Below are 17,666 nucleotides of genomic sequence, written 5' to 3'. Positions count from 1 at the left end.
GTATTTTCAATGAAATAGGAAAGACGGGCTGGTCGTATAATCCACCGAATCAACCCCACAACCAAGGCCATGGTTGCTCATACCGACCGCTACAACCGGGTGATTGATCTGATCGACGCCGCCAATGCGGCAGACCTGAATCACGAACTCGATCCTCTGAGCGGCACCCTGCTGCCGAAGGAGTTGCTTTATGCCAGGCGTATGAGCGCCATGCTCGAGCGTTTCGCGCCGAACGCCCCGGAAACCGCGCGCATCGCCGTACGCGCCCAGCACATCCAGCGCTGGAAAATCCCGCGCGGCGAGTACCCCGCGACGCCACAAGGCTACAAGCAGTGGCGCACGCGGCTCTACAAATATCACGCAGAAACGGTGGCTGAACTGATGCGGCGGGCCGGTTACGACGAAGACGCAATCGGGCGCGTCAAGGCCAGCGTCGGCAAGCTCGGCATCAAGGTCAACCAGGAAACCCAGTTGCTCGAAGATGTCGCCAGCCTGGTTTTCATGGCGCATTACCTGGAGGCTTTCCATGCGCAGCATCCCGAATACGACCGGGACAAATGGCTGGACATCCTGCGCAAGACCTGGAAAAAAATGTCGCCTGCGGGCCGGGCATTCGCCCAAACCGGAATCAGCCTGCCGCCCGTACTGACGCCACTGATCGCTGAACTGGCAGGCAGCCCATGAACAAGCGCCTCGACCAGATGACGGTGTACGATGAATTGCGCAAGACGATGCTTGAGCAGCGCGCGATTTTCGACAACGTCACGGTTGGCGTGCTGTTCTCGCGCAACCGCACGGTGGTCGCCTGCAATGCCCTGTGCGCCGCAACCCTGGGCTATCCCGAAGACGAACTGATCGGCCTGCCCGGCATTGCCCTCTACCCCTCGGAAGAAGCCTACCGGCTGATGGCCCGCAAGGCCGTGCCGATCCTCGCTGCCGGCCAGCCCTTCCACGATGAAATCGAATATCGCCGCAAGGATGGCACGACCTTCTGGGCGCGCACCTCGGCCAAGGCCATCGACCCGCAGCATCCGCCCAACGGCACCATCTGGATCATTGCGGACATCACCGAAGAGCGCAGGGTTCGTGAAGAGCTGGCGCAAAAAACCCACGAACTGGAGGCCGTATTCGAAACCTCCTTCGTCGGCATCGCGGTGCTGTATGAAGAGCGCATCCTGCGTTGCAACCAGCACTATGCGGAGCTGATCGGCCATACGGTGGAAGAAATCATCGGCCAGAACATGCGCATGCAGTACCTGAGCGAAGCCGATTACGCGGCCTGCCAGGCCACCTTTCATGCCAACCTGCAACACGGCAATGAATATCAACTGGAACACCGCCTCTGCCGCAAGGACGGCAGCAGCTTCTGGGCACGGCTGTCGGCCCGCGCCTTCGACCCGGCCCGGCCGGATGAAGGCACGGTCTGGATGATCGAAGACATCACCGACCGAAAGAACGCCGAGGAACAGGTGCATGCGGCACTTGCCGAGCAACAACTGATTTTCAACAACGCCGCGGTCGGCATGGTTTTCGTGCGCAACCGCATCATCAGCCGCTGCAATCGCAAGTTCGAGGAACTCTTCGGCTATGCCGAAGGCGAGTTGATCAACAACTCGATGCTGATCCTCTATCCGACGCTGCGCGACTACGACGAAGACGGCCTTGCCGTCCTCGATCCCCTGCAGCGCGGCGAAACGGCCACCAGCGAACGGGTGATGCGGCGCAAGGACGGCAGCCTGATCTGGCTGCGCGCCACCGGCCACCGCGCCAACACGCCGGGGCCGGGCCTCGACGTCATCTGGATATACGAAGACGTCACCGAACGCCACCAGGCCGAAGACGCCTTGCTGCGCGCCCATGACGAACTCGAGCAGCGCGTCATCGAACGCACCTCGGAACTGGCGCGCACCAACACCCAGTTGCAGGCCGAAATCTACGAACGCCTGCAGGCCGAACAGCGCATCTGGCATATCGCGCACCACGACGCGCTCACCGGCCTGCCGAACCGCAGCCTGCTGCTGGACCGCCTCGACCAGGCGCTGACCCAGGCGGCGCGCTCCCAGCAGCGGGTGGCGATCATGTTCCTCGACCTGGACCGCTTCAAGAGCATCAACGACACCCTCGGCCACCACGTCGGCGACATGCTGCTCAAGCACGTGGCCGAGCGCCTGCGCGAATCGGTACGCGCCGTGGATACCGTATCGCGCCTGGGCGGAGACGAATTCGTCGTGGTGCTGCATGAAATCCAGACCACCGAAGACGCCGTGATGGTCGCGGAAAAAATCCTTTCCACGCTGGCCACCGCCGTCGCCATCGAAGGCCACATCCTGTATGCCACCCCATCGATCGGCATCAGCATCTACCCGGACGACGGCAGCGAAACCTATGCGCTGATGAAAAACGCCGATACGGCGATGTACCACGCCAAGGAAAACGGCCGCAACACCTTCCAGCTATTCACGTCGCAAATGAACGACGAGACCAACCGCATCTTCACGCTGGAACAACGCCTGCGCCATGCGCTCGAGCAAAAGCATTTCGTCCTCTACTATCAACCGCTGTTCGACCACGGCAACGACAGCGTCTGCGGCATGGAAGCCCTGGTGCGCTGGAACGATCCGGAACACGGCCTGATCCCGCCCCAGGAATTCATCCCCGTCGCCGAGGAAATCGGCCTGATCCTGCCGCTGGGCGAGTGGATACTGCGCGAAGCCTGCCGCCAGAGCATGGCCTGGCAGAAACAGGGCCTTCCCGCCTTGCGCATTTCGGTCAACCTCTCGGCCCGCCAGTTCCGCCAGAAAGGGCTGATCAGCATGGTGCAGGGCATCCTCGAGGAAACCGGCATGAGCGCGAACCTGCTGGAGCTCGAAATCACCGAATCCTCGCTGATGCACGATGCCGACGAAACCCTGGTCAAGCTGCGTCAACTGACGGAAATGGGCATCACCCTGGCTATCGACGACTTCGGCACGGGCTATTCCAGCCTCTCCTACCTGAAAAAATTCTCCGTCAGCCGCCTCAAGATCGACCGCGACTTCGTTCGCGATCTCTGCGACGACCAGGACGACGCCGCCATCGTCTCGACCATCGTCGCCATGGCCAGCCACCTCGGCCTGCACACCATGGCCGAAGGCGTCGAAACCGATGCCCAACTGCAGGCCCTGCTCGACGTCGGCTGCAGGCAGTTCCAGGGCAACCTGTTCTCCCAACCGCTGCCGGCCGCAGAAGTGGCGTCTCTCTTCGACAAACCGCTGAACCCGTCAGACCATCCGTGACCGCCGGCAGACGCTACCCCAGCCGCGCAATCACGCTTGGCCTGCTCGCCGTCTGGCTGCTGACCGCCTGCATCAGCCTGCCCTCTCCTGCCGAACGCCGCAAGCTGGCCGATACGCTGGCAGCCGAACGCGGCTGGCGGGCGGCAGCACTTCCCGCCGGCGCATTCGAGCTGCTTGCCTACCTGCCGGCCCAACCGCTGGCAGATGCCGAACTTGCGGTGTATATCGAAGGCGACGGTTTTGCCTGGCAGACGCCCAGCACGCCCTCGCCCGACCCAACCCCGCGCAACCCGCTGGCGCTGCGACTGGCACTGGCCCAGCCGGCCGGCAATGCCGCCTATCTGGCGCGGCCCTGCCAATATGTCGATGCCGCAGCAACCGGCTGCAATGAACGCTACTGGACGGAACAACGTTTTGCTCCCGAAGTGATCGACGCGGCAGATCAGGCGCTGGATGCGCTCAAGACGCGCTTCCACGCCCAACGCCTGACGCTGGTCGGCTACTCGGGCGGCGGCGCCGTGGCCACCCTGCTGGCGGCGCGGCGCCATGATGTCACGCGGCTGATCACCATCGCCGGCAACCTCGACCACCGCGCCTGGACCAGGCACCATCACCTGCAGACGCTCGATGGCTCGCTGAATCCGGCTGACGCCTCCCCATTGCCCGCGAGCATCCATCAAGTGCATCTGGTCGGCGGAAAAGACCGAATCATTCCCGCGCACATCGCCCAGGGCTTCGCCGCAGCCTACACCGCCGATCATCGCCCCGAAGTCCGCCTCATCGCCGACTACGATCACGCCTGCTGCTGGGCAGACGACTGGTCGCAGCTCTGGCGCAGTTTGCAGTAAGGCGAGCGGATCAACGGATCGACGGATCGCCCAAGCGGCTGCGCTCCCCGGCCCGAGGCAAACCCGAGCCGGGAGCAGAAAATCTACGCCGACCTCATGACTTCACGGGAAAACTCGATCGGACCCTATCAACCAGCAGCCTTTGCTGCTCGATCAGGGAATCAGGATCGTCCTTGCCGGCCATCTGCCAAGGTTGATTATCCAGCTTGAGATCCGTCGCGATGATCTTGTAGCAATTGTAGGCCTGAGCCGAACTCGCCTCGCCGCCGACATGCCAATAGCCGCCAGTGCAATACAGGTTGTCGATCGGTGTTCGATGGTTTGCCAGTTCCGGCGTGGGACGATTGGGGCCGTCCTGGGATGCGGATTTATCTATCCCGGCAAAATTCCCATGAGGCGCGAGATTCGACATCCGCCGGATGTCATAAGGGCTGTTGGTATCAATCCCAATGATGTTGTCCTGAGTCATGTTGGGAGCGAACTTGCTCCAGAATTCGATCATATCGGCGGCATGCTGGTCTTTCAGCCTAAGCCATTCATCGTCAGTCAGACTCGTTGCGCTCGGCCCCTGCATTTCATGCTGCGCCACGTGCTTGCCGGGTGGCGCATACGACGGATCCACCAGGCTATGGCACCAAACGACAGGGTTGAACTCCTGCAGGGATGGCATTTTCCCTTTTGTCGCCTCATCGCACTCACGTGCAAGATGCTCGAGGTCGGACGATCTCGTCAAACCGAGCCAGAACGTCTCGTGAATATCCGGATTGAAGCTCTCGGCGGTGTACTGTGGCGCCTCGTGCAAGGCATAGGTGTACCACATGATGTTGCCAATATTGTTGAAGGAAAGAGCATCGACCTTGCGGCAGATTTCTGGACCGAACACGTCCCTGCCAACGACTTCCAATAGCTGCATCGCACTGAGGCCCGCAGTTACGACGAGCTTCTTTGCATTGACGGTAGTTCCATCGTGCAGCTCTATGCCGGAAGCACGCTTTCCATCGTGAAGCACCTTTGTCACGGTTTTATTTATGTGGAACTCGCATCCATTCTTGGTCAGCCATTGATGACAGGCATGCGCGACCATGTGCGTGCCGCCACGGGCGAAGGAAATCTGGGGCAGCATGTTGGCCATCCCAAGCAGAAGCATGCCTTTTGTGTTGTCCCTGACATTCATTGCCGACGAAGGGAAGAAGCGCAATACGGTGTATTGAAGCTCTTCGCTTTCAAACATCATGCGCACTGCCTCAAGAGGGGATACGTTCATATAGGGAATTGGATCGATTCCGGCCTCCTGGATCACGCTGAACACGCGCATTTGTCGATCCATGAATTCCTGCTGGCTTTTCCATTCGGCCGGATTCATCAGGTCGTCAAAAAGCACTCTCTGATACTCGGGCGTGTTGGTTATCTTCCAGAGCTTCAACCATGTATCGGCATCCTTTTCGGAAAACCTGGCGATTTGCTCAGCGCTCTTCTCCTGAAGCGGATCGACCTTCTGGCTGTAGATGGCCAAGCATTTTTCAGAGTCGAGAAATATGGCACCGTCGCTGCATTTGTACTGATCGATCATGGCGCCATAATCCCAGAACTCCGGGAAATCACGATACAGCGGTGTCCAGTACCAGGGGAGCATGATGTTGGCGTGCGTATTCCCCCTGAAACCGGGAGCCGCTATTTCTTCCGTGGCCAAACCACCGCCAATCTCGTGGCGTCGTTCGAATATTCCGCATTTCATGCCTGCAAATTTGGTCAGGTACATTGCCAGCATCAAAGCTTTGTTGCCGCCACCACAAATGACTACATCGTATGTTAGGTCTGACATTTCAATTCCTTGGATTGGATTGGATTGGATTGGATTGAGAAATTGGATTGAGAAAAAAGGATTACGAAAGCTTCATTCAAGTCAGCCGATGCATGAACTCATGCATGACGCCCGTAGCCAGTCAATGCCCATGATTCACAGGAACGAGGCAAGCGCACCAGACATGGCGCATCAACGAATGGCTCGGTGCGAATTCGAGCGGCAGGAGCGGGAAGGCGCGTTGCGCGAACCTACACTCTGAAGGTATTCCTGACTCTTTCAACCAGTTGAACCTGTTGATCAATAAGAGAGTCGGGCTCTTCATTTCCAGCCAAGGTCCAGGGCTGATTGTCGAGCTTCAGGTCGGAGGCGATGATCTTGTAGCAGTTATATGCTTCGGCAGCGCTTGCAGTTCCGCCCACATGCCAATAGCCGCCCGTGCAATAAACATTCTGAATGGGCGTCCGGTGATTCGCCAACTCGGGCACTGGGCGATTCGGACCGTCCTGTGTGGATGATTTGTCGATCCCGGCACAGTTGCCGTAAGGAAGGTTCGCCATGCGACGTATATCGTAAGGACTGTTCGTGTCGATACCGATGACATTGGACCAGTTCATGTTGGGCGCAAACTTGCTCCAGAACTCGATCATGTCTTCAGCATGCTTGTCCTTCAACCGCAGCCACTCATCATCGGTCAGATCCTGGGCGCCGGGAGCCTGCATCTCATGCTGAGCGATATGCTTGCCGGGCGGCGCAAACGATGGATCAACAAGGCTATGGCACCATACGACCGGGTTGAAATCACCAATGGCCGGAATTTGGCCTTTCGTCGCCTCATCGCACTCACGGCCGAGGTGTTCCAGATCCGATGAGGTCGTCAGCCCCAGCCACATCGTTTCATGAATGTCGGGATTGAAGTCTTCGGCAATGTACCTGGGCGCCTCGTGGATGGCGTAGCTGTACCACATGATGCTGCCAAGGTTGTGATGCGAAAGATTGTCGACCTTGCTGCAAATCTCGGAGCCAAAAACATCGCGGCCAATGACGTCCAGCAGCTGCATCACACTCAAGCCGGCAGTCACCACCAGCTTGCTCGCATCGACTTGTGTGCCGTCATGCAATTCAATGCCGGATGCCCGCTTTCCGTCGTGAAGAATCTTCGTCACCGTCTTGTTTATGTGGAACTCGCATCCGTTCTTGGTCAGCCATTGATGACAGGCATGCGCGACCATGTGCGTGCCGCCGCGGGCGAAGGAAATCTGGGGCAGCATGTTCGCCATGCCCAAAAGCAGCATGCCCTTGCTCTTGTCCCTGACATTCATCACTGAAGAAGGGAAAAACCGCAGCACCGTATATTGCAGCTCTTCACTTTCGAACATCATCCGAACAGCCTCCATGGGAGAGGCCCCCATATACGGCATAGGATCGATTCCCGCTTCTTGAATGACGTTGAACACGCCCATTTGGCGTTCCATGTATTCCGGCCGCGTCTTCCATTCCGCTGGATTCATCAGATCATCGAACAGAACGCGCTGGTATTCCGGGGTCGATGTCAGTTTCCAGAGCTTCAGCCAGGTATCGGCATCTTTCTGGGAGAAGCGGGCAATCTGCTCCGCGGTTCTTTCCTGAGTGGGATCGAACTTCTGGCTATAGATGCCAAGGCACTTCTGGGTGTCGAGAAAGATGGCGCCGTCGCTGCATTTGTATTGGTCTATCATGCCGCCGTAGTCCCAGAATTCCGGGAAGTCTCTGTACAAGGGCGTCCAATACCATGGAAGCATGAGATTCGCGTGGGTATTCCCCCTGAAGCCAGGCGCGGCAATTTCCTCCGTTGCCAGGCCGCCACCAATCTCATGGCGGCGCTCGAAAATCCCGCAACGCATCCCGGCAAACTTCGTCAGGTACATTGCCAACATGAGCGCTTTGTTTCCACCACCGCAAATCACTACGTCGTATTTCAGATCAGCCATGCCGTTCTCCGACAACAGTTATTTCAACATCATTGGTTAGCCGCCCAGAATCCTCGCGATCATCAACGGCCGCTGATGCGATGCGTTGCCCGTGTCACTTCAGACGTAACCTCGTTCGATGGCCTTTCGCACGTTCTCTGGCTGCGACCACCATTTCTCGATGCCGTAGTCATCGGCCAGCGCATTCGCGCAGTTGTATCCAGGCCCCCAGATGATCATTCCACCAGGCGCGACACTCGCGCCGCCCACGTACAGATTCTTGATGGGCGTGCGGTACTGGGAGCAATCCTGATTGGGGCGCAGATAGCCCATTTGGAGCGGGTGATAAGCGCCATGCTTGAATCCACCCTTCGCCATCGTGGCGAATTTGTTTTCGATGTCGACGGGCGTCGTCATGTACGACTTGAGAATCGTCCTGTCATTGATGTTCGTCGTGTATTGCGCCAGGAGATCGATCATCTCCGCCGTCCGGGTTTTCTTGAAATCGCGGTCATACCAATGCTCCTTTCCCTCGGGCTGAAGATCGTAAGGCACGACCTGGGAAAGATAGGCCGTGGATTTACCCCTGGGCGCTTGATAGCTGTCATGCACGCTGGGGAAACTGCACGTCATCACCGAGCGCTCTGGCATACGGTTGTCCAGGATGGCATCGTAATAGTCCGTGACCTCCTTTACCGACTCGACACCCAGGATGTATGTCAGCGACTGATTCACATCGGGATTCACACTAGCGGCCTTGAAGTTCGGCAAGTCATCGAGCGCCAAATGGACATTGTTCATGCTCGACTTTTCCCACATGTAACCCTTGATCATTGCAACGAAGTCGGCGTCCAGGTTTTCCGTTCCGACATAATCGAGAAAGGTCTGATGCGGATTGAGGGTGCTGACGACGGCCTTTTCCGCGTGAAACTCGCGGCCGTCCTCAAGCAGCACGCCGGAAGCGACGCCGTTCTCGATCTGAATGCGTTTCACGCGGACGCTCTGGCGAATTTCCCCTCCATTCGCAAAAACCGACTTGTACAAGGCATTGGAAACCCGGTGCGAACCACCACAAGTGAGTCGGTAATTCACCATCCGGTTCAGATAGATCGGCACCATGTAACTGACGCCGGATTGCGAGTAATCCAGACCCCAATGGGTGCACATGTAGAGCATTGCCGCGCGAACGACTTCATGCTCGTACATCTCGGTAACGATTTCGAGCGGCGTTTTTTCGGTCAACTCCGCAAGCTCCCGGCCCAGCTCGGATGCATAGGCCTTTGCTGCCATCAATGGCGCGGGATCCATCGGAACATAGGTTTGTGGTCCGAGAATCTGATCCATCATCTGGGCATACAGATGATGCATCTTCCGGTAGGCTTCAGCATCACGACTCGAGAACTCGGCAATGGACTTGCAGGTTTTCTCGACATCACGGTAAAAACAAAGGGCGCGACCATCCCGCGTTGGCAAGGTGACCTGCAAGTCCGGAAAGACATGACGAACATTCCAGCGGGACTCAAACTCGAAATCACTGTAGATCGGAGCCTGGTCGACCATCATCATGTATAAGGCATGAGTATTGTGATAGTACTCGGGGAGCGTTACCTGCTCGGTCATCAAGCCCCCGCCTTCTTCGATCCGTTTTTCCAGGAGAAGAACCTTTTGGCCGGCACGCGTGAGGTAGGCGGCAATTGCCAAACCGTTGGGGCCAGCGCCAATCACGATGAAATCAAATTTTTCGGACATCCCATTCTCCAATTACATAAAGTCTAAGAAAACCATTGGCCGATGAAGCCTCATCGGCATTGCTGCCTGAACGTGTTTCCACACAAGCTGCGGATAAATCGGTGATGCGGCAATCGATACTGATACGCATCTCCGAAAACCCGTCTCGATAACCTCGTACCTATGCCCAGACATCCTTTTGATAACGCCCGGCCGCGGCGACCGTCTCGAGGTATGTGCGTGCCTCTTCATCTGTGCGCCCTCCTTCCGAGGCGATGATTTCCAGAAGCACCTGTTCGACGTCCCCCGCCATATGCTTGGCATCTCCACAGATGAAGAAATGAGCGCCGCGCTCGAAACGATCCCAGATCAGTTTCGAGTTTTCGCGTAGCCGGTCCTGCACATAAATTTTCCGAACCTGGGTTCGGGAGAAGGCGGTCACCAGGCGTATCGCGCCCGACTGTGCGAGGTCTTGCCATTCATCCGCATACAGGAAATCCTTCTCCGGATGCCTGCAACCAAAGAACAGGAGCGGTTGATCGCCTTCGGGCCAAACTTCAGCCAGCGTCTTGCCGGCGGCCTCGGCCTGCTTTGCGAAATGCCGGACAAAACCACGGAACGGCGCAACGCCAGTACCTGGCCCTACCATCACGCAACCGACCGGTGCGTCGAGCGACGGCGGTCGAAAGTCCTTGTTGGCTTGCAGAAATACGTCAAGCTCCTCGTTCTCGCCGAGACGCTCGGCCAAATAGGTCGAGGCGATCCCTTCACGCGGACGCCCGTGCAAGTCGTAGCGGACTACCGCTATGGTAAGCACCATCTGCTCTGCATCTTCCAGCGGCGAAGAAGAGATCGAGTAGAAGCGCGGTTCCAGCAGCGGGAGAAGCGCAGGCCAATCATTCGGCACGAAGCCGCGTGTCGTCGAAGGAAAATCCATGAACATGTCAATAAGTTCATGCTCGGCGGCATAGCTGCGTGCTGCAGCGCGGCTGTCATCATGGCGCTCGACATGACGTTGCCAAGCCGCCTGCTCATCGGCATCCAGGATGCGCGCAACGAAGAACTCGACTTGCTGACTGCTGAGCAGTTTGATGTCGAGGCGCGTTAGCAGGGCTTCCTTCAGGGTAGTGCTGCTGTTGGCCACATCCACCGGGCTGTCGGGATCGAGGCCGCTGATTTCAAGAATTTGTTCGACCAGTTTCGGCGCGTTGTGCGGTAGGACGCCAAGCGCATCGCCAGGCTGCCAATCCATGCGGCGTGTATCTGGAAAATCACGCAAGCTAATGAGTACCGAAACGGTTTGACTTTCGGCATTCGGGCTGGTCAGTGCAGTGCGTGCGACGATGCGAGCGCGACATGGATGCTCGGGCGAAATACGCTCCATGTGCTCCCGGCTTGCATAGTATGCGAATGCAGCGGCATGGAGATAGTCCGTTTCGGCCCCTTGCGGCTGCCAACCGGAGGCCGCCTGCGCGTGATGCTCGAGCTGAGGCGGGACGGCGGCAAACCAACGGGAAATGTCCGCTTCATCCTTGTTATCGACCGTATGCACGGGAAGTAGGCGCCGAGCGCCGACGGCATCGAGCAAGCCGTCGAGCCTGTATCCTGCTTTGCAGAAATTCGGGTAGGCGGTATCGCCGCAAGCCAATACCATATAGCCCACTCCGTTGAGACGAGCTGCGGTCATGCCCAGCCACTTGAAGAAGCGCCTGGCATTTTCTGGAACGTCCCCGTCGCCAGCGGTGGCGCAAACAAGCAGAATGACAGGCTCTCGTTGCCAATCGATCAGCTCGTGAGCCGACAAGTCCAGTACCCGTATCGACAGCGGAGCGCCACCGACTGTCTTGTCGGACATATCCTCGGCAAAGCGCAAGGCCGTGGTCTTGCAAAAGCCATACTCGGAACCATAGAGCATCAATATGCGGTGCGCTTCCGGTACGTTGCTGGCATGCGCGAACAACTCCTCCGCAGGATTCACCTGATTGCGCTCTGTCCAGGCCTGCCGTACCTCAGGCGCCGTGATTCGATCGTCTTTCAGACACACCGTGCCGAAGGCGCTGCTGCGAGAAGTATTTTCCGTCGCATGGCGAACATAGGACGCCCAACCGGAGGATCGACGCAGCACCTTCTGCTTGAAAAACTGCTTGCCCATTTCCCAGGACAGGGGAAAGGCGATGTCCGGTCGTGCATACGTAGACTTTGGCTTGACGCCGGTCATGATCGCGCCGAACTCGGTCATGAAGCTGTCGCCGGTGCGCTGGGCCAACGAGGCAGCGGCATCGAGCACATATGGGTAACGGTAGCTCCACTGAACGCCAATCGCTGACGACTTGAAATCGTTGCCGAATGCCTCCATCCAACGCTGGTGATAAACGGCGCATTGCGCCTCGTCGAAATTTTTGCTGGCGAACATCTCGATCGCGCGCTGTGCGGCAAGCCGCCCGCTGATCATTGCAGTGTGGATGCCGGCGCCGGTCAATGGATCGATTTGCCCAGCCGCATCTCCAATCACCATGAACTGTTTCGCCGAACTGCGCGGCACCCCACCCAAACGCAACGCAGCCGTGCGGACAGGCTCGGCATAAATCACATCGGGCCCCAGTGCGCGCTGGATGAATGGATCGTTCAGGATCTTTTCTTCATGGATTCGCGCAATATCCTCAACCTTCGCTGTGCCCCCGGGAATAATGTAAAAACCCAGATTGATGTCGTCATCGTAATGACGGAACAGCGCAACATAGCCAGGCAGGATGTATTCCGGCGAAAGGATGACTCCATCCGCCTTGAAGTTGTGCGTCCCTCCCTTGACGTACTGGCGTACTGCGGCCGCTTCAGGCGGGGTGGTCACAATACCGAGCGAGCGTGCCAACTTGCTCATCGCACCGTCGGCGGCAAGCAGAAGCCTGCAACGAAACTCACGTCCATCGGCGCAGCGCACGCGCCACATATCGTCCGCACCGAGTTCGGCAGCGGTGACGTGCGCCGCCTCGATCAGCGTGGCGCCTGCCTCCGCGGCACGGCGCGCGATGCGTTCATCGCAGATCATTCGCTTGATCGTGATGGGTCGACTTTCCGCCGACGCAGCCGCATTGCTGTCTGCGCCCTTCAGGTAGTTCTCACCGTTCGGCGAAACGAAGCCTCCTGTGCTTGTCTCCTTGAACAAGCCCTCGGAGACGATCTCCTGCAGGACGCCCATGTCTTCGAGTATGTCGCGTGCCGGTGCACACCACACGTCACCGCAGTACTTGTCGCGAGGAAAGCAGGATTTTTCCAGCAGCGCGACACGCAGCCCCAGACCTTTCAGGCCTGACTCATTGGCCAGGTAGTAAGCAGCTGTCGCACCACCGGGGCCAGCGCCTACGATAATCGCGTCAAATTCATTCCCAGGTAAGGACATAACAAATCCACATTACCGAATACCACGCGTTGAAAGTTCTTTGGTCAAGACTCGTCTATAAATTGCATGCAGCATGCGTGCGTGGATGCAAGTCCGATTGTGCAGGTTGCCTAAAACTCACCTGGATGCTTTGGCTCTTTGGACCAAGCCGGAAAATTCAGCAGGAAGCCAATCACCTCCATCTTTAACAGCGCCTTGATCAACATCCACAAATCACGTCGACTGAGGCCGCTGCGAATCTTCCAGAACACCGGCGAGATCGTGTGAACCTCCATGATCAAATAGTCGCCCTGCCGTTTCAGACCGATGATTTCAGCAAGCAGCTCCGTTTTTCCAAGCCCGGTTGAGCGCATGAGCATGGCGCCCCGACGCCGGGTATTTGCGTTCTCTACCATTTCACTATTCGTGCCAATTAGAAGATTTGCCGATTGATTTGAGGCTGCTTGATCCAGGTTGCCGGCCGCGCTTCAACTCGTATGTAGCGCCGGCCGGAAGGACGTGCAAACGTGATGCGAGAAAATGCGCGATAAAGGCTGGCGTCATCCAATCCGACACCACGCCCCATGCCCTTTTCTCTCGGGTAAACGATCAAAGCGACATCATCGTTTACCAGACAGGGACAACACGTCGTATGACATGTCTGCAGGATCGCGCCGCCCCCAGCCTTCAATGCTCGAGGTTGCAACCTCCCTGATTTCCTCGAAGTCGACGACAAAAATGCGCTGCTCGATTCCCCACTGCCCGTTGCGGCGAGACCAGCGATCGAGATAACGTCCCCGTACGGTTTCCTGTTTGAGTTTGCCCTCATGGTTAAAGCGCAAAGCCACCGTTACATAAGACTCGCTTCCAGCGCGATCGCCGTTCAGTTGAAGCAATATGTTGGATATCTGATGAGAGTGCGACGTCATCGATTGGTGAATTTCGCAAACCCAGTCAACGAACTGACGCCCGCTGCCGCAGTAGATTGAGCCGTAATCCGCGACACCATCTTCATGCCAAACCGAATAGCCGAGTTCGCGGTCCATCCGATCCATGGACCTGCAGTAGCTATAAATGAGGTCGGTGATTGCCTGGCGATCCGAGAGCGCTTGCAGCGAGATGGTCATGAGATTTCCTTGGAGAGGGTACGGGTGCTGTTCTTGAACAAGCTGCAGCTTCTTAATGACCCGCCGCCGGCGCCGGAATCTTGTAGCCGCCCTGCTTGCGCTTCACCGGCTCGATGCCGGTCAGCTTGGCCAGGCTCAGGCCGAGGATCTTCGCCTTGTCTTCCTCGGTCACCTGCGCATAGCCCCACTTCTCCTGCAGTTCCTCGGGCATGTCGAGATTCACGATGTAATCGACCACGCGACCCAGATCGTCGAAGGGCAGGTCGAAGCCCAGCACGATCTTGTCGGCCGGCATCCACTGCAGCGCCGTGCCGATGGCGTGGTAGCCGCGATACGGCGCGCGCTGGTACCAGCCGATGATGCCCGACAGGCTCATGTAGAGATTGCGATGCTTGCCGCACAGACCAATCAGCTCTTCCGACTGCGGCCAGCCGGCGTGATAGGCGATGATCTTGAGATCGGGAAAGTCGAGCAGCACGTCGTCGAGCTGGCCCACCTGGCAGTGGCTGCTGGGCTGCGGCACGACGTAGCTGAAGCCGGTGTGCACCGTCAGCGTGATGCCCAGTTCCTGCGCCTTCTCGTAGAACGGCCAGAGACGCTTGTCGTTGAGCGGGCCGTCGTCTTCCGGCGTGTACAGCTTGCACAGCTTGGCGCCCTTTTCCTTGAACAGGTATTCGAGCTCCCAGTTGGCTTCCTTGGTGCCGCGCTTGATGACCGGGCCGACGTTGGCTTCCAGGTACATGCGCTCCGGATACGGCGCGATCTGCTGCAGCATGAAGCCGTTGGTCGATAGCGAGACCACGCCGCCGGTGACGTCCATCATCGGCTCGCGCAGGCAGAAGGCGACGTCGACGTTGGTCTTGTCCATGTGCTCGATCAGCGCGCTGGCGAGCGGCTGCGGCCATTCGCCGGTCAGATCGCGACCCGACCAGGCGCGCATCACCCCATCCACGCTGCCCCACCAGCGCTGCACGTTCGGGTAGTAGTCGATCTCCGACATGGTCTGGAGATTCATGAAATGAAACTCGGTCATCGCAATGAAGTAATCCTTGGCGGTTTTTGTGGCCATTGCTTCTGTCCTTACTCGATACTGTCGTGAATATGTGTTGTGCTCATTTTGTTTACCGTGCCACGCTTACATGTAAAAGCCACCGTTTGGACAGAGCACCTGTCCCGTGACATAGCCGGCTTCTTCGGACACCAGATAAGCGCACGCGCCGGCAATATCTTCCGGAAGGCCCAAGCGACCCACCGGAATTCGATGCGTCAGTTCTTCCAGATGGTCGTCAGGGACGTTTTTGAGTATGGGCGTCTTCACAACGCCCGGCGCGATGGCGTTGGCGGTGACTCCGGTTTGCGCCACTTCCAGGGCGATTGCCTTGGTCAATCCCAAAACACCTGCCTTCGCCGCAGAGTAGTGAGCCAGGCCCGGACCGCCACCGTTTTGTCCCGCGCCCGAACTGATGTTCACGATGCGCCCCCAGTGCGCATCAATCATGCCGGGAAGCAGAGCGCGAACGAAGTAAAACGGTCCGTCCAGATTGACGCCGATCATCTGCTGCCATGCCTGATCGGAAATATCTGGCACAGTTGCCCATCCCCCGATTCCTGCGCAATTTACGAGGATATGAACGGTGCCCAAGGCATCGTTTGCCGCTGTAACCGCAGTACTTACGGACGACGAGTCACTCGCGTCGACCTGCACCGGAACAGCAAAGCCTCCGTTTTCTTTCACGAGATCGGCAACGAGCGTCGCACCCTGAAGATCGAGATCGCACACAGCGATGCGCGCGCCAGCGGCTGCCAGGTTAAGAACGATGGCGCGCCCGATGCCTGATGCACCGCCAGTAACAATCGCATTCCGTCCGGCTAAACTCACTTTGGATTCTCCTGCATGATGTTGTGAAGTGAGCGGCACTATAGCGAGAGGGGTTCGGCAGATATATGAGAGAAAGAGAAAATGATTCTTGACCCTCGGTTAAGAATGCGGCCGGACGGTATCGTCCAATTCAAGCCGGATGCCCGGGAACCTGTCGTCATGATCAATGCTCGCCCGACGGTGCGAACAACATCCGCGACGATGCCTGGGGCAGCCGCCGTACCCGTGCGTCTTCAAAGACCAGTGCGAGATCGCGGGCGAAACCAGTGACCCCGCCCGACTTCTGGAAGACGCACGGCAATCCTCGTTGCTTGCAGGCTTCCTTGATGCGCCAGTAGCTGGGATGCGACACATAGCCGACCTGGCAGAACACGATGTCGGCGCTGGCGACGATCGCATCGATGCGATGCTCGTTGTCCTCCTGACCGCCATCGTGATGGATGAAGCTGCCTCCGCTCGACTCGACCAGGCGGCGATAGTGATCGATGACTCCGGGACGCCCCCCGATGCACAGGATGCGGCGCCCATCGAGGTGCAGGCCGTTCGCCTTGTCCGGCAAAACGTGAGTCGTCACGATGTCGTCCGCCGGATCAACGACCTCTTCTTCCGTGGCGCCGTCGCCCTTGCGCGGTGCGGCGTTACGCATACGGGCGATCTCGTTCCCGAGCTCGACGAGCCGGCCTTGCTGGGCGTGATTGCGTTGTTCCAGAGTCGAAAGGCGTTGATTCAGCAATTCGTTGCGCTCGCGTAGCGCCTGGTTCTGACCGAGGGCGTCACCCGCCGCCATCCATGCGGCCTCCGCCTTGCGCGCGCCGTCCAGCTTGCCTTCGAGTTCCGCCACGCGTCCTTCCAGCTCCGTGATGCGCTGTGCGCGTCCGTTGCGCATGGATGCAAGCTCCTGTCGCAAACGCGCAAGCTCTCCGACCTGAAGGTGATTTTCCTTTTCGAGTTCACCGATGCGGATCTGGCTGGGCTGCGCCTCGGCACACAACTGATGGGACAGCATATGCAGATCGCCGTAGATGACCATTCCCTCGTATTCGCCGACATCGCCGTGAGTCCAGGCGGCCCACAGGCTGCCAGCGATGTTTCCCGCGACGAACTCCCGCTTCCACGCGGCAAGCACCGCATCCGATCCCATCACCTTGCTGAAACTGCGAACGGCCTGCGCATAGCGCTGATTCAGCATGCGATGGATTTCGTCGGTAATCTCGTTGCGAGCGTCACAATGGTTGACGATGTAGGAATGCAGCCCATAGTCACCGACAACCGGAACATCCTGATCGCCGAATTTCATCAGGTGGCGCAGGTCGGAAACCGTCAGACAGGTACCGATCAGCGTGCAATGCCATGGATGCGGCATCTCCCATATCTTGCGTCGCTGCCTGCGCAGTGGCTGGCCCACACTGCCGTCGTCCGGCGCCTCCTCGCCCGAAAATGCCTGTCCGAGAGCGAGTGAAAACGGCTTCATCCTCACGCCGGCATCGCGCAGATCGCGAACGGCGCTGGTCAAGCCGTCTGCCGGCCGCAGGGGTGCCAGAATATCCCCGGTGTTGCTGGCGGAATTGGCCAGCATGGCGGAAATGATGCGCTCCGGGAAAGCATTCGGTACGGCATGATTTTTCATAGTGACCCTCGATATATCAAGTTATATATAGCGATCCACACAAGCTGGCCGGAATC

The 17,666-nt window shown here is 58.2% G+C and carries 12 protein-coding genes; 3 read left to right on the top strand and 9 right to left on the bottom strand.

Features of this window, described 5'->3' with window-relative positions:
- Positions 1-69 precede the first annotated feature (69 nt).
- From SDENCHOL_RS07720 to SDENCHOL_RS07710, 3 genes are read left to right on the top strand one after another with little or no spacing between them, the layout of a single operon-like run.
- Positions 70-684: a DUF4202 domain-containing protein gene (locus SDENCHOL_RS07720; protein WP_154716704.1), complete on the top strand. Its 615-nt coding sequence runs from the start codon at positions 70-72 to the stop codon at positions 682-684.
- Positions 681-3,275 (top strand): EAL and GGDEF domain-containing protein, encoded by a 2,595-nt coding sequence (locus SDENCHOL_RS07715; RefSeq protein ID WP_154716703.1) that lies wholly within the window; start codon positions 681-683, stop codon positions 3,273-3,275. Before SDENCHOL_RS07720 ends, SDENCHOL_RS07715 begins: the two co-directional genes overlap by 4 nt.
- On the top strand, positions 3,272-4,123 hold the full coding sequence (locus SDENCHOL_RS07710; protein WP_197706875.1) for an alpha/beta hydrolase: 852 nt from the start codon (positions 3,272-3,274) through the stop codon (positions 4,121-4,123). The genes SDENCHOL_RS07715 and SDENCHOL_RS07710 overlap by 4 nt, the downstream gene beginning before the upstream one ends.
- Before the next feature lie 94 nt (positions 4,124-4,217).
- Here the strand turns inward: SDENCHOL_RS07710 and SDENCHOL_RS07705 are convergent, their stop codons facing one another.
- The 9 genes from SDENCHOL_RS07705 to SDENCHOL_RS07665 form a co-directional block, all read right to left on the bottom strand.
- A complete protein-coding gene (locus SDENCHOL_RS07705; RefSeq protein ID WP_154716702.1) occupies positions 4,218-5,945 on the bottom strand; it encodes a phytoene desaturase family protein in 1,728 nt (575 codons plus the stop codon).
- A 230-nt stretch (positions 5,946-6,175) separates the two neighbouring features.
- Positions 6,176-7,894, bottom strand: coding sequence for a phytoene desaturase family protein (locus tag SDENCHOL_RS07700; protein WP_154716701.1), 1,719 nt, complete (start codon positions 7,892-7,894; stop codon positions 6,176-6,178).
- A 99-nt stretch (positions 7,895-7,993) separates the two neighbouring features.
- Positions 7,994-9,622: a phytoene desaturase family protein gene (locus SDENCHOL_RS07695; protein ID WP_154716700.1), complete on the bottom strand. Its 1,629-nt coding sequence runs from the start codon at positions 9,620-9,622 to the stop codon at positions 7,994-7,996.
- A 160-nt stretch (positions 9,623-9,782) separates the two neighbouring features.
- The gene (locus tag SDENCHOL_RS07690; protein WP_154716699.1) at positions 9,783-12,998 is read right to left on the bottom strand and encodes a flavodoxin domain-containing protein; all 3,216 of its coding nucleotides are present in this window, start codon (positions 12,996-12,998) and stop codon (positions 9,783-9,785) included.
- A 110-nt stretch (positions 12,999-13,108) separates the two neighbouring features.
- The gene (locus SDENCHOL_RS07685; protein WP_154716698.1) at positions 13,109-13,393 is read right to left on the bottom strand and encodes a hypothetical protein; all 285 of its coding nucleotides are present in this window, start codon (positions 13,391-13,393) and stop codon (positions 13,109-13,111) included.
- Positions 13,394-13,597: 204 nt separating this feature from the next.
- Positions 13,598-14,104 carry a nuclear transport factor 2 family protein gene (locus tag SDENCHOL_RS07680; RefSeq protein ID WP_154716697.1) on the bottom strand — a complete coding sequence of 169 codons (507 nt, stop codon included), beginning with the start codon at positions 14,102-14,104 and terminating at the stop codon, positions 13,598-13,600.
- 52 nt (positions 14,105-14,156) lie between these two features.
- A complete protein-coding gene (locus SDENCHOL_RS07675; protein WP_154716696.1) occupies positions 14,157-15,173 on the bottom strand; it encodes an amidohydrolase family protein in 1,017 nt (338 codons plus the stop codon).
- A 66-nt stretch (positions 15,174-15,239) separates the two neighbouring features.
- On the bottom strand, positions 15,240-15,983 hold the full coding sequence (locus tag SDENCHOL_RS07670; protein WP_172955032.1) for an SDR family oxidoreductase: 744 nt from the start codon (positions 15,981-15,983) through the stop codon (positions 15,240-15,242).
- 163 nt (positions 15,984-16,146) lie between these two features.
- Positions 16,147-17,559, bottom strand: coding sequence for a DUF2325 domain-containing protein (locus tag SDENCHOL_RS07665; RefSeq protein ID WP_172955031.1), 1,413 nt, complete (start codon positions 17,557-17,559; stop codon positions 16,147-16,149).
- Positions 17,560-17,666 lie beyond the last annotated feature (107 nt).

This window comes from Sterolibacterium denitrificans (assembly GCF_900174485.1).
Lineage (GTDB): Bacteria > Pseudomonadota > Gammaproteobacteria > Burkholderiales > Rhodocyclaceae > Sterolibacterium > Sterolibacterium denitrificans.
Note: the sequence above shows the minus strand (reverse complement) of the source record. Positions and strands in the feature narration are given on the sequence as shown.